This window comes from Mucilaginibacter sp. (genome assembly GCF_965200995.1).
GTDB lineage: Bacteria > Bacteroidota > Bacteroidia > Sphingobacteriales > Sphingobacteriaceae > Mucilaginibacter.
This window is the reverse complement of sequence record NZ_OZ241743.1, coordinates 393507-407899: the sequence shown is the minus strand read 5'-3', so window position 1 is coordinate 407899 and position 14393 is coordinate 393507. Positions and strand designations below refer to the sequence as shown.

11 protein-coding genes are annotated in these 14393 nt (G+C 45.9%); 8 read left to right on the top strand and 3 right to left on the bottom strand.

Annotation, left to right across the window (positions count from 1 at the left end; translation table 11 throughout):
* Positions 1–321 precede the first annotated feature (321 nt).
* A complete protein-coding gene (ftsZ, locus tag ACY652_RS01965; RefSeq protein ID WP_462266250.1) occupies positions 322–1917 on the top strand; it encodes a cell division protein FtsZ in 1596 nt (531 codons plus the stop codon).
* A gap of 138 nt (positions 1918–2055) precedes the next feature.
* Positions 2056–3300 (top strand): aminotransferase class I/II-fold pyridoxal phosphate-dependent enzyme, encoded by a 1245-nt coding sequence (locus ACY652_RS01960; RefSeq protein WP_462266249.1) that lies wholly within the window; start codon positions 2056–2058, stop codon positions 3298–3300.
* A 194-nt stretch (positions 3301–3494) separates the two neighbouring features.
* Here ACY652_RS01960 and ACY652_RS01955 read toward each other — a convergent pair whose 3' ends face one another.
* On the bottom strand, positions 3495–4535 hold the full coding sequence (locus ACY652_RS01955; protein ID WP_462266248.1) for an NAD(P)-dependent alcohol dehydrogenase: 1041 nt from the start codon (positions 4533–4535) through the stop codon (positions 3495–3497).
* A 115-nt stretch (positions 4536–4650) separates the two neighbouring features.
* Between ACY652_RS01955 and ACY652_RS01950 the strand changes: the two genes are divergently transcribed.
* Positions 4651–5025 carry a winged helix-turn-helix transcriptional regulator gene (locus ACY652_RS01950; RefSeq protein ID WP_462266247.1) on the top strand — a complete coding sequence of 125 codons (375 nt, stop codon included), beginning with the start codon at positions 4651–4653 and terminating at the stop codon, positions 5023–5025.
* A gap of 514 nt (positions 5026–5539) precedes the next feature.
* Complete coding sequence (locus ACY652_RS01945) at positions 5540–5722, top strand: histone H1 (RefSeq protein ID WP_462266246.1); 183 nt, start codon at positions 5540–5542, stop codon at positions 5720–5722.
* 52 nt (positions 5723–5774) lie between these two features.
* Here ACY652_RS01945 and dapA read toward each other — a convergent pair whose 3' ends face one another.
* Positions 5775–6659, bottom strand: coding sequence for a 4-hydroxy-tetrahydrodipicolinate synthase (gene dapA, locus ACY652_RS01940; RefSeq protein ID WP_462266245.1), 885 nt, complete (start codon positions 6657–6659; stop codon positions 5775–5777).
* Positions 6660–6986: 327 nt separating this feature from the next.
* A complete protein-coding gene (locus ACY652_RS01935) occupies positions 6987–9443 on the bottom strand; it encodes a DUF5686 and carboxypeptidase regulatory-like domain-containing protein (RefSeq protein WP_462266244.1) in 2457 nt (818 codons plus the stop codon).
* A 431-nt stretch (positions 9444–9874) separates the two neighbouring features.
* On the opposite strand from ACY652_RS01935, the gene ACY652_RS01930 reads away from it, so the two are divergent.
* From ACY652_RS01930 to ACY652_RS01915, 4 genes are all read left to right on the top strand, one after another.
* A complete protein-coding gene (locus tag ACY652_RS01930; RefSeq protein WP_462268206.1) occupies positions 9875–10615 on the top strand; it encodes an isoprenyl transferase in 741 nt (246 codons plus the stop codon).
* A gap of 61 nt (positions 10616–10676) precedes the next feature.
* The gene (gene bamA / locus ACY652_RS01925) at positions 10677–13229 is read left to right on the top strand and encodes an outer membrane protein assembly factor BamA (RefSeq protein WP_462266243.1); all 2553 of its coding nucleotides are present in this window, start codon (positions 10677–10679) and stop codon (positions 13227–13229) included.
* Positions 13230–13244: 15 nt separating this feature from the next.
* Positions 13245–13775: an OmpH/Skp family outer membrane protein gene (locus ACY652_RS01920; protein ID WP_462266242.1), complete on the top strand. Its 531-nt coding sequence runs from the start codon at positions 13245–13247 to the stop codon at positions 13773–13775.
* A gap of 49 nt (positions 13776–13824) precedes the next feature.
* Complete coding sequence (locus tag ACY652_RS01915; RefSeq protein WP_462266240.1) at positions 13825–14334, top strand: OmpH/Skp family outer membrane protein; 510 nt, start codon at positions 13825–13827, stop codon at positions 14332–14334.
* Positions 14335–14393: the final 59 nt, after the last annotated feature.

The window sequence follows — 14393 nt, the reverse complement described above, 5'->3', positions numbered from 1 at the left end:
CACGCGTCATTGCAAAGTACGAAGCAATCTATCTGCGCTTCACTAAAGCCAAATGTAGAAAGATTGCTTCGTACTTCGCAATGACGCATTTTTTTACAAGGTATTTACATTAAAGCGGCTGTTTGTCTGATAGCTTAAAAGTTTAATTACAACTTAAAGTTGTGTGTAGCTTGTCAGAATAGTTATGCCCCTGTTAATGAGCAGGAAAAAATATTTTTAAGATAAGTTGATTTCGTTATTTATATCTGCGGAAAAAACGATAATATTACATCTACTAAATCAATCATTCACCACTCATATATATCGCTGAGAATCATAGCCATGCAGTTTGAGATGTTAAAAGAAAAATCGTCAATCATCAAAGTAATTGGTGTTGGCGGCGGCGGCGGCAACGCAGTAAACCACATGTACAAACAGGGGATCACCGGTGTGGATTTCATCATCTGTAACACCGATGCACAGGCGCTTGAACTAAGCCCCATCCCGAATAAAGTACAATTGGGCGCCAGTTTAACAGAAGGCATGGGCGCCGGCTCGATACCCGAAGTGGGTAAAAATTCAGCTATTGAGAATATTGAGGATATTAAGCAAATGCTGGGCTCCAATACCAAAATGCTGTTTATTACGGCAGGTATGGGTGGTGGTACCGGCACAGGCGCCAGCCCTATTATTGCCAGGGCTGCACGTGAGCTGGATATTTTAACCGTAGGTATTATTACTACCCCGTTTTCCTTTGAGGGCAAGCGCCGCAAGCTGCAGGCCGAAGAAGGTTTGGAAGAACTAAAAAAATCGGTGGATTCGTTCCTGGTGATTTCAAACGACCGTCTGCGCCAGATTTTTGGTAACCTTACCCTAGGTGCTGCCTTTGCACAGGCCGATAATATTTTAACTACGGCTGCCAAAGGTATTGCCGAAATTATTACCCTGCCCGGTTACATCAACGTGGATTTTAAGGATGTGCGTACCGTGATGAAGGACAGCGGCGTAGCCATAATGGGCAGCCATGCCGCCGAAGGCGAAAACCGCGCCCTGCGCGCGGTGGAAGGTGCCTTGTCATCACCGTTATTAAAGGACAATGAGATTGAAGGCGCCCGCTATATTTTGTTAAATATCAGTTCAGGCGACCAGGAAGTAACGATGGATGAGGTAAGCGTAATTACCGATTACATACAGGAAGAAGCCGGTTTAGCTGCCGATTTGATATGGGGTAACTGTAAAGACGAGGCCCTGGGCGATAAGATACTGGTAACCATTATTGCTACCGGTTTTCAAACCAAGGATGAGCGTGAAAAGGAACATAGTAACAAAAAGATCATTTCTGTTTTAACACCTGAGAATGCGCCGCTGGTAAAACCGGTAAATGAATTTATTACGCCAAACGCAGCTAAGGCCGACCAGCCGCAGGTAAGCGAGCCTTACCTCAGGCCGCAGGAAACTGCACCGGCTAAACAGCAGGTGGCAGGCGCTTATGATTTGTTTGCCCGTGGCGACGATCAGTCGGTAATCAGGCATTCCTTAATGGAAGAGGAGTCGGCACAGGCACAGGAGCCCGAGCCGGGTGAGCTCACCCTGAAGGTAACTGAAACGGTAATGAACTTTGAGCCGGTAACCCAAACCCGCCAGCCGGAACCCGAGCCCGTTGCCGGGCCCGACGACCATAAAACAGATGAATCAATGGAGGAGCAGCTCATGAAATCGCGCGACCGGATTTTGAAGCTGAAAGAACTGAGCATGCGCCTGCGTACCGGTAATTTACAGGAGATGGAAAACATTCCGGCCTACAAGCGCAAGGAGATTGCACTGCAGCAAACCCCTGCCTCTAATGAAAGCCAGATTTCGCGCTTCTCCTTATCAGATAATGATGGTACAACCGAGCTGCGTAATAACAACTCGTTCCTGCATGACAATGTAGATTAACACCTTAAAGTAATACCTTATTAAAGCCTTTGCCAGCAGCAAAGGCTTTTTTGTTATAAGCCATTATAAAAAGTTATAGTAGTTGCATTGCCTTTTTTTATAAATTATCTTTGTATATTAACTGCATATTCATACAAGTTGGATTTATTTGATAAAATATCGAAAACGATGGGCGGGCCGATAGGCCAGCATCAGGAATGGTCGCACGGATATTTTTCGTTTCCAAAGCTGGAAGGGGAGATAGCGCCGCATATGTTTTTTAACGGCAAGGAGCATTTGGTATGGAGCCTGAATAATTACCTGGGCCTGGCTAATCATCCCGAAGTTCGGGAAGCGGATGCGCAGGCTGCTGCCGATTTTGGTATGGCTTACCCTATGGGCGCGCGTATGATGTCGGGCAATTCCCGCCATCACGAAGAATTGGAGCAGGCTTTAGGAACCTTCGTAGGCAAACAGTCGGCATTTTTATTAAACTATGGTTACCAGGGTATGGTATCAATTATAGATGCACTGGTGGATCGTAATGATGTTATTGTATACGATGCCGAATCACACGCCTGCATCATAGATGGTGTGCGCCTGCACATGGGCAAACGCTTTGTTTACCAGCACAATGATGTAGCCAGTTGCGAAAAGCAGCTGGAACGCGCCCAGCGCCTTACCGAGCAAACCGGCGGCGGCATTTTGGTAATCACCGAGGGCGTATTCGGCATGTCGGGTGCGCAGGGTAAAATTAAGGAGATACTGGCGCTTAAAGATAAATTCAAGTTCCGTATACTGATTGATGATGCCCACGGCTTTGGCACAATGGGCCCTACCGGCGCCGGTACGCACGAGGCGCAGGATTGTGTGGATGGGGTGGATGTATACTTCGGCACTTTCGCCAAATCAATGGCAGGTATCGGGGCTTTTGTTGCCGCCAATAAGGAAATTATCAATTACCTACGTTACAATATGCGTTCGCAAACCTTTGCCAAAGCGCTGCCTATGCCGATGGTGATCGGGTTAAAAAAGCGGTTTGAACTGCTTAAAAGCAAGCCTGAATTACGCGAAAAGCTTTGGGCGGTAGCAATGGCGCTGCAAAATGGCCTTAAAGAGCGCGGCTTTGATATTGGGATTACTGATACCATGGTAACGCCGGTGTTTTTGAAAGGCGATTTAACGGAAGCCACCAGCCTTACACGCGATCTGCGCGAGAATTACGGCATTTTCTGTTCTATCGTGGTATACCCGGTAATCCCGAAAGGGCTGATCGAGCTGCGCCTTATCCCTACCGCCATGCACACACTTGAAGATGTGCAGCGTTCGCTGGATGCCTTTGGCGAAGTAGCAGAGAAGCTGAAAGCCGGTTCTTATAGAGAAGTAAAAATGGAAGTAGCATAACTGTTATTCTGCAATTCACAAACAAGCCCTTTACTGCAAAGCAAAGGGCTTGTTTGTGAATTGCTTAAAGTGAAGCGGTCGGCATGGCAGTGACTATAAACTGCGCTCCTTTGCAATTATTCGTGTTGTAAAAATTTGCTTTAACCTGATATTTTTTTTGCAAAGGCATGGTTTAGGTGCAATTTATCCCTGCCTTATAATGTGCTCATGTCAATTACAAAGCGATAACGCACATCGCCCTTTAACATACGCTCAAAGGCAGGGTGAATATCTTTAATATCAATCAGCTCGATGCTTGATACAATATTATGTGCAGCACAAAAATCCAGCATTTCCTGCGTTTCCTGCAAGCCACCGGCTCCCGAACCGGTAACCGTCTTATTACCTGCCGGTAATGCAAATGGCGATAGCTCAAAAGGTTCACTTGGTATGCCTACGCAAATCAGTACCCCATCGGTTTTAAGCATTGCCAAGTAACCGTTTAGGTCATGTTTGGCAGATACAGTATCCAGGATAAAGTCAAATGATGAACTTACAGCCTTACGCTGCTCATCATCGGTAGTTACCACAAAATGATGCGCACCCAACGCAGCAGCATCTTTTTCCTTTGAGGCAGACGTACTTAATACAGTTACTTCGGCACCAAAAGCCAGGCCGAATTTCACGGCCATGTGGCCTAAGCCGCCTAAGCCTATAACAGCCAGTTTATGGCCCCTGCCTACATTCCACTTCTTTAATGGCGAGTAAGTAGTAATGCCTGCACACAAAAGCGGCGCCGCGGCTGCCAGGTCTAATGTTGGGGCAATATGATGTGCAAACTGCTCGTTTACCACTACGTTATTTGCGTAACCGCCATACGTTACCAGGCCATCTTTGCCAACGCTCCCATAAGTTTGCACCGGGCTGACCTGGCAAAATTGTTCCTGATGATGTGTGCAATTTACACAGTTACCGCACGAATCTACCATTACGCCCACACCTGTATGGTCGCCGGCTTTAAACTTTTGCACCAAGCTGCCCACTTGTATGACCCGGCCTGTAATTTCGTGGCCGGGCACCATAGGGAAGATGCCTTCATACCAGTCATTATTAATCAGGTGCCAGTCAGTATGGCAAACCCCGCAATACAACACTTCAATCAGTATATCGTGCGGGCCAAGTTCCCGGCGTTCGAAGCTCCAGGGAGCTAATTGGGTTTTAGCGCTTTGCGCTGCATATCCTCTTGAGGTAATCATAATAAAATTAAAATGTATGTTAATGTAAATCTACATACATTTACTATCTAAAATATATTACTGTTATTTTGGATAGCACTTTCCTAAATGATAGTAACGTAAAAAAAGGACAATAATGGAGTTAACCAATGTTTTAAAAGATGAAAAGGATGAAGCTCAGGATGAATGTAATGACTGGATCATACCTGTTAAAGATGCACTGGATGCACTGCATGGCCGGTGGAAGATTCCCATCCTGATCTCGGTGTCATTTGGTAAAAAAAGGTTTAGCCAAATTGCGGCAGAGGTAAGCGGTATTACCGACAAAAGCCTTTCAAAAGAGTTAAAAGAACTTGAAGCCAACCAACTGATCAGCCGCACAGTGGTAGAATCGTTTCCACCAAGGGTTGATTATTGCATTACCGGACATGGGCGTTCTTTAAAGAACGTAATTACAGAATTGCGGGATTGGGGAAGATTGCACCGGCAAACGATGTTTGGTAAAAGATAAATTGCAGAACAATAGTTTATTCCGGTTATTTCCTCCGTTTATTGATAGTATTTATAACGTTTAATAAATACCTGTATACTTCAATGCGCAGGGCATGTGATTTCTGTTTTCGCTTGTTTTTCTAGCTATTATGCCTGTTGTAAGGGAGAAGTACTATATCATCCATTAGTTTAGCCTTAATGATGCTCAGTTTTCAAAAGAAGTAAACCAAGCCATGCCAAAACAAGTTGGTGATGAATGCAGCACGGAAACCGGCAAGCTTGCAATGTGGTTTAAGCCGTAAGGCTTACACTATTGTAGTGGAACACCAAAATAGGTTTGGCATAATCCAACTGATTGCGAAGCTAACCCGGCATCCCGAACACTTATGGCTTTAGCGCAGTGGTTTGCCTTATTCAATCGCTCTAATTCGGCCAAAAAGGCGCTTTTTAGCTTCAAAATTTTTTAATAATCAAAAAAGCTTTATAGCTTAGCTTCAACAAAACAATAAACCTCAATCTTTTAAAGTACAACCATGGAAAAATTCAGTAAAGTAAAAGAGTTAATTGCTTCATTAGAAGGCGATGCCGACAAGTTTTATGCAAAAGCCAATAGCGCTGCCGGCACCCGCTTACGTAAGGGCATGCAGGATTTAAAAAACCTGGCACAAGAAATCCGCACTGAAGTTCAGGAAACCAAAAACAAAGACGCTAAGTAAGCTTGCTTGGCTTCATAACATAAAAACCCGGCCTTAAAGCCGGGTTTTTATGTTATGAAGTAACTTGTTTTACCTGTTGAATAATCTGCCCGGCAATGCCGGCGTTCACCTTAACTAATGGCAGCCGCACCGTATCGCCGCATACCTCCAGATAGTTGAGCGCTGCCTTGATGCCGCCCGGGCTTCCATCGGCAAAAACAAGGCGGGTAAATTCAATCAGCTGATAATGGGCTTGCTGCGCGGCTTTAAAATCGCCTTGCATACACAGGCGTATCATATCAGAAAATTGCCGGGGCAGGGCATTGCCTACTACCGAAATAACACCTACTGCACCTAAAGCCATCATAGGCAGCGTAACCGGATCATCGCCCGATATAAATAAAAAATCTTCCGGTTTATCGCGCATGATATGATTAAACTGGTCGAAGTTGCCGGAGGCTTCTTTAATGCCGATAATATTCTTCACCTCGTGTGCCAGTCGTACCGTTACTTCTGCGGTTACGTTACTGGCGGTACGGCCCGGTACATTGTAAAGAATAACAGGCAGATCGGTACTCTCAGCTACCGCTTTGTAATGCTGGTATATGCCCTCCTGTACCGGTTTGTTATAATACGGGCTGGCCGAAAGTATGGCATCATAGCCCTTTATAGCTGCAAATTGATTAATCTCCGCAGTCAGCTTACGGGTATCATTGCCGCCAATACCGGCTACCAGGGGCAGGCGGCCGTTATTTACTTCGGCGGTATATTCCCAGATACGCTTCTTCTCATCTGCCGACAGTGTTGCGCTTTCGCCGGTTGTACCCAAGGATACCAGGTAATCAATACCGCCGTCAATCAGGTAATTAATCACCCTTTCAAGTGCCGGATAATCTACCTCGCCGCTGCGGTCAAAAGGCGTTACCAGTGCCACGCCCGTTCCATAAAATTTAGTCATGGTTGTAAAAAGATCAAGAGAGGGCTAAGTTACTATTTTGCCTTAATGCCTGAAAGCAGGAGTTTAAAAGACTTATGCTTGCCGCAAATACTACCCAATTACAATAAAGTTTTGCCCCTGTTATTTTTAAAACCGGGACAAAAACGCTATAAAAAGCCATTAAATGCTAATACAAGCTGATCAGCGTAAATAATTTACATGCCCGGTAACCATAGCTTATATAATAATGCAGTGTTCACAGGTGTTCACGTTCACGGTGGTGTGAACAGTGTGAACGCGCGTGAACGCTGACACAAACCTGTCAGCAGTGCGGCAAGGATACCGGTGTTACCGGAAAGCAATGCTCAGCCGAACGGCTTGTTTGGCATTGTCCATTCTGTTGAACGACCAGCCATACATAGCCCTGAAGGCAAAGTACTGTACCCCAACGCCCAGCTCACTGTAGTTTTTTAATTGCGGACTGGTCAGGTAATTGAAATTTACAATCTCCTGCAGCTTCAGCTTTTGCAGCAGCGGTATGCGGGATAAGAACAGGCCGCCAAAGTTATGTTCCAGGTGCGCCTCCGCATACTGGTCGGGGGTGCTGTACCGGTAATAATCCAGCAGCAGAAAACTGTTCAGGTTGGATTGATAGAACAAGATCTGGCTGCCCGAAAAATGTTTATAGTCGATGTAATACAGGTTGTTCTTCCTCAAGAACTTACCTGCGCCTAAAAAGAAGGAGAACCGGCCATAATTACCCAGTACTACATCGGCTTTGCTGATGCTGCCGGTGAGCAGGTCGTAATCGGCATCAGAACCAAATACAGCAGGGATGGCTTTGGTATAAGCCAGTTCGATACGCGGGTATTTTGACGGCAGATAGAAGCGCCCGGTAGGGTAGGTTACGTATTGCCGGCTGAAATCATAACTGGTGCGGATATTGATTTTGAACGACTGGTTTTCCGGAAACAGCGGTACGTTTTCCTGATTGGGTGTAAACGGATTGTTGGATGTATACTGCCTGTCGCGATGGAAGAAACTATAAAAGGAAATGTTATTGAGCCATTTACGGTTGGCATACTCGGCAGTGGCGGTGGCCTGCCAGGCGCCGGTAATGCGGTGCGAAATGCTGAATGCGCCAAACTGCTTGTCATACAGCTTTTGATAATTCTGGCGCAGCAGCAGGCTGTAGGCAGAATTAAACAGGGGCGATATGGGCTGCTGGCTATTCAGGTCCAGCACATCGGAGCCTATATTAAAGCCCATCCTGAAATCGCCAACGGGAAAGGTGCCGTTAATATTAGCATGAAATGCCTTGTTTACAAAGCCGTAACGCAGGTGTCCGCTAAGCGTAACAAAACGGCTGCTGGCCGAATCAATTTTGCGGATATAGGTAGCCCCGTAATTAATGGCTGTACCCTCAACCGTATTATATAATAAGGATTGCGCAATGGAGTTGGCCCTGAAAAACTCGCGGCGATAGCGGTTTTGTACATTAATGCCGCTGAACAGTACCTGCGCCGGCCCCACCTTATTGGTAGCCCGGTCTACAGAGTCCAGGTATTCTTTAGAACTGTGCCGCTTTTCCAGTATGCCTTTACGTTCATAATCGGTTTGCTCTTCGGCAGTAAGCGGTACCGGGCGCTGGCTGTTCCAATAGGTGCTATCCTTTTTTAAAACTTCGTTGGTGATACGCACCTTCTCTTCAAATTCCTTGTCGTTAAATTTAGGGTTTAAATCATAGTCCCGGTAAAAGGATACCAGGTAGCCGCCAAACCTGAACTTAAAGAAGCCGCCCGTAAAGTTAAACTCAATGTTAGAAGGTACCCAGGTGTCGCGCTTTACCGTTACAAACTGCTCCTTTATATTCAGCGTGTCTAAAAAGTTGATCCCAGCTTTTTTAGTCAGCGTAAGGTTGGCACTGTACAAACGCCAGCTGCCGTCAATAATATAAATATAACCCTCAAAAACCGGGTCATAACTGCGTTTGGCAATCACCTTTATTTTATTAATCGTCATGCCGTCTTCATCCGTGGTGCCCATCAGCTTGTACTTGTAATAGGTAAGCGCATTATCGGCAATGGGCGATACCACACCACGGTTAACCAGCCCCGGCCAGTTCTGCTGGTTCTGGTAAAAGTTAACCTGCAAGGCATAAGCGCGGTTAAAGCTGGGCAGGCTGCTGTTACCCGATACTTTAGACGATATCATTTCCTCATGAAACAAATCCGGCTGCTTAAAATCCAGTTTCGATTGCGATTCGGAGAAATACAGGATGCCCCGGCGGTTACTGTCCAGCCCGGCTTCGCGGCCTACCTGGTCTAAATCCCGGCCCAAAAATTTCTTGGGTGCAGCCAGCGAGCGCTGCAGTATTTTAATGTAGGTATAGCAGCTATAGTTTTGTATTTGGTTGAGGTAGTATTTGCGCTTGCGGATGGCTTTACGGATGATCGCATAGGCAGGGTCTTCACCGCCGGTGCTGATCACCACCCCGTTCAACTGATAGGCTTCGGCGGTAAGTGAAATATTGATGATACGGTTAGCATTTGCCTCTACAGTACGGCTGGCTTGTTTATAGCCTATGGCCCTGTACAAAAGCTGGTAACTGCCGGGGGCAATGGTGAGATTATAATGCCCCTCACTGTTGGCCGAGGTACCCCGGCTGCTGCCCTTTACCACCACACTGGCAAAAGGAACCGGTTTATTATCCTCGCCGGTTACCGTTCCGCTAATGGTTACCTGCTGGGCTAAGCCCGCCAAACTGAAAGCTATAAGGGTGAAAAGGGCAACAAAAAATTTCATACAAAGTGATAATGGCTAAAGATGCTAATTAAAGGGGGAAGTTTACCGGTTAATTGCTCATTACTGCACCGGGAGAATAAAACAGGGCTCAAACAAATGCATAATGTTTAAATCAACAAAACAACTCCGCCCTAAGGTCAACTTGCCTTAATGACCAATGACCAATGACCAATGACCAATGACCAATGACCAATGACCAATGACCAATGACCAATTTCTTTTAGCCTTCATAATAAAATAATTCAAAGTAAGTTTTACCTTTGTAGCCTGAAAAATTATGGGAGCAGTGGTTTGAGAATCAATGCGCCTGCCGTAATTGTTTAAACAAAAAGTGATTCATCCAAAGCGCAAAAGTAATTACCTGCCCACCTTAACGGGCATTTTAACGGTTATGTTTGCTGCAAATTCACCGGGGTGTAAGCAACGTTATCATGGTAGATAAAGAGCAGATTGACTTATCGCGCTTGCCGGAGCACGTGGCTATTATTATGGATGGTAACGGGCGCTGGGCAAAGGGCAAAGGTAAATTAAGAATATTCGGCCATCATAACGGTGTGCTTTCTGTAAGGGATGTAGTAGAAGGCGCAGGTGAACTGGGTATAAAATATCTTACACTGTATACCTTTTCGGCCGAAAACTGGAACCGGCCCAGGCTGGAAGTAACCGCCATAATGGAATTGCTGATCAGCACCATTAATAAGGAGATCAGTAAGCTGATGAAGAACAATGTGCGCTTAAATGCCATTGGTGATTTACAGCAACTGCCGGGGAAATGCTACAAAGAGTTGCAGGGCGCAATCAGTAAAACTTCTCAGAATACCGGTTTAACGCTTACACTGGCCTTAAGCTACAGCTCGCGCCGCGAAATTGCGCAGGCGGCGCAGCGCCTGGCCATGCAGGTGCAGCAGGGCGAATTAAAGCCAGAAGATATTAACGAAGACTTATTTGCGGCGCAGTTATATACCGGTAACCTGCCCGACCCTGAGCTGCTGATCAGAACCAGCGGCGAATACCGCGTTAGTAATTACCTGCTCTGGCAGATTGCTTACGCCGAATTATATTTTACCCAAAAGCTATGGCCTGATTTCCGCCGTGAAGATTTGTATGAGGCCGTTTTAGATTACCAGAAACGCGAGCGCCGCTTTGGCAAAACCAGCGAACAGGTGAACTAATTTTACTTTTAACACTATTTAACAACTGTATAAACTATTTTTAGCCCACCAAAATATTTGAATGAATAAGATACTTATTGCTGTTTTACTATCGCTGCTGAGTACACTTGCCATGGCTCAAACCCCCGCCCAGCGTACGCCATTGAGCAGCATGGGCATACCGGCTGATAGTTTAAGCTACCTCAACCCTAAGGAATATATTATTGGTGATGTTGCCGTGTCGGGCACCAAATACCTGGATAAAAATATTCTGATACAAATATCAAAACTAAATAAAGGCGACCGCATCAGCCTGCCCGGCGATGTAAATGCCAACGTAATAAAGAACCTGTTTGCACAGGGTTTGTTTGATGATGTAAAGCTATATTATACCAAACTGGTACAGGATACCATTTACCTCGAAATATCGGTACAGGAGAGGCCGCGCCTGTCGCGCCTGCATTTAACCGGTATACGCAAGGGCGAGATAGAGGATGTGCAAAAAAAGCTGAACGATAAAACCGGCAAAATTGTAAACGAAAACCTGCTGAGTACAACTACGGCCATCATTAAAAAGCATTTTAACGAAAAAGGGTACCTGAATACCACGGTAACTATCAAAGAGCGGTCAGACCCCGGTGATGCCAACAGTGTGATACTGGATGTAGCCATTGATAAAAAGCAAAAGGTAAAAATCAATTCGGTAACCTTTGAGGGTAACCAGGCATTAAGTGACAGCAAACTGCGCAAGTATCTGAAAAAGACACGCCAGCGTCGCTTCTATAATATCTTCGGCTCTAAAAAATTCAAGCGCGACGCGTATGAGGAAGACAAGCTGACCCTGGTTGAAAAGATGCAGGATCAGGGTTACCGTGATGCTGAAATTGTAAGCGATACCGTAACCCGCCATGATGAAGGCACGGTAGACGTAAAGCTGAAAGTGTTTGAAGGCCCCAAATATTATTTTGGTAAAATTACCTGGTCTGGCAATGCACGGTACCCTACATCAGTACTGGAAAAAGTGCTGCGCCTTAAAAAGGGCGATATTTTCAGCGAGCAGGAACTGGAAAAGCGTTTGAGCGGCCCTACGCCAAATGGTGATGATGTTTCTTCCATCTACCTGAATGACGGTTATCTGACTTATAGCTCCGATCCGGTACAAACCCGTATCTATAACGACACCATCGACCTGAACATCCGCGTTTACGAAGGTGCGCAGTACACCATCAACCGGGTAATTATTAAAGGTAACGATGTAACCAACGATAAGGTTATTCAGCGCGAGATCCGCACCAAGCCGGGCCAGAAGTTCTCGAAGGATGCAATTGTGAGCAGCCAGCGGGCCATTACCCAGTTGGGTAACTTTGATGAATCAAAGATCGATCCGCGCCCTATCAACATCAGCCCGCAGGATGGAACGGTGGATATTGTATACAACGTAGTAGAAAAGCCATCGGATCAGATCGAGCTTTCGGGCGGTTTCGGTGGCGGCCAACTGGTAGGTACTTTAGGCTTAACGTTCAATAACTTCTCGCTGCGCAACCTGTTTAATTTAAAAGCCTACAAGCCGCTGCCAAAAGGCGACGGGCAAAAGCTGAGCTTGCGCGGCCAGGCCAACGGTAAAAACTATCAAAACTTTTCATTCACCTTCTCCGAGCCCTGGCTGGGCGGCAAGCGGCCAATTTATTTTGCCCTTAGCGCTTATACGCAATTAAGTTCAACCGGCCGTTTTTATCCGAAGAGCAGCCCTTATTACAACTACCTGCGCATTAATGGCGTGGGGGTAACCCTGGGTAAGCGTTTGCACTGGCCTGATGATTTGTTCCAGTTAAATTACTCACTCAACTTTGATCACTATAAACTCGATAACTTTAGCGGTTACCTGTTTACCGATGGTACCTCGTTCAATATCAAGTTAACGCAGGAGTTGAGCCGTAATTCACTGGATCAACCCATCTATCCAACTTCGGGTTCAAACATCAGGTTCACTATTCAGGCTACGCCGCCATATTCGCTGTTCAATAATACCAATTACGCCATTGCCACCCCGGCAGAGCGTTATAAGTTTGTGGAGTACCATAAGTGGAAATTTGATGCGCAATGGTTTACCCGCATTACCGGTAAACTGGTGGTAATGTCGCAGGTGCGGTTTGGTTTCCTGGGCAGCTACAACAGCCTGGTAGGCCAGTCGCCGTTTGAGCGGTTTAAGTTGGGTGGTGATGGTATGAACACCTACCAGTTTTTACAGGGTAGCGAAATTATCGGCTTAAGAGGTTATCAGAACTTTTCTATCGTACCGGTAGGCAGTAACTATACCTCGGCAAACAACCCGGGCAGCCCGATTTACAATAAGTATACGCTCGAACTGCGCCATCCGGTTATTGCCAGCCAGTCGGCCACTATATTCCTGCTCACATTTGTAGAAGGTGGTAACGTATGGAACAATTTTAGCAGCTTCAATGCGTTTAATATCAGGCGTTCAGCTGGGGTAGGCGCCCGTATTTACCTGCCTATCTTTGGTCTGCTGGGCCTTGATTACGGTTACGGATTTGATAACATACCCGGCATCTCTGATGCTAACCACGGGCAGTTTCACTTCTCCATCTCACAGAGCTTAAATGGCGGATTTAATTAATTGTAAATTTTTATAATGAAAAAAGTAATTATAACCCTTTTATTTACGTTTGTAGGCTTAACAGCGGCTTTGGCGCAACGCTTTGCCTATGTGGATTCTGATTACATATTGAGGCACGTGCCGGAATACGCCTCATCGCAAAAGCAACTGGCCGCGCTTTCGCAGCAGTGGCAAAAGGAAGCCGAAGGACGCTTTCAGGAAATTGACCGCCTGTATAAATCCTACCAGGCCGACCAGGTGCTGATGACGGCGGATATGAAAAAGCGCCGCGAAGCTGAGATCGTGGAAAAGGAAAAGGCAGCAAAGGAATTTCAGCGTTCAAAGTTCGGCCCTGATGGCGAACTGGCACAACGCAGCACCGCCCTGGTAAAGCCCGTGCAGGACAGGGTAGCCAAAGCGGTACAGGCGGTAGCCGAAGACCAGAACCTGGATATGATATTTGACAAGAACAGCGAGGTGATCATGCTGTATGCCAATCCCCGCTATGATAAAAGCGCTGATGTAATTACCCGTTTAGGATTAAAGCCCGGAGTATTGGCAAAGTAGAAAAATTTATATAAAATCGCACTTACAAAACACAGAACAAAAAAGAACAATGAAAAGACTATTTAAAGTTGCCTTAGTTGCAGGATGCATGCTGTTGATGGCCGGCATTGCTAATGCACAAAAAATTGGTTACGTAAACACAAACGAGCTGATGCAGGCGATGCCCGAAGTAAAAGGTATCCAAACCCAGATGCAGACTTACCAAAAATCATTCGTTGATCAGTTAACTACCCTCAACAATGAGTACCAGACCAAAGGTAAAGCTTATGAAACCGGCCGGGAAAAAATGACGGATGCACAGCGTACCGTTTCTGAAAGCGAACTGCAGGATCTGCAAAAACGCATGCAGGATCTGCAAACATCGGCCAGCAACCAGGTACAGGCCAAAAGCTCTGAACTGATGAAGCCGGTAGCCGATAAGGTACGTACTGCCATTAACGCTGTAGCCAAAGAAAAAGGTTATGCTTATGTACTGGACTCAAGCCAGATTGATTTAATTGTAGCACCAGCTACCGATAACATTCAGGTACCTGTTAGAGCAAGATTGGGCTTAAAATAACCCGTTAACATTGATTACTAAAAAAGCGGAAGCAATTGCTTCCGCTTTTTTTATTTTTG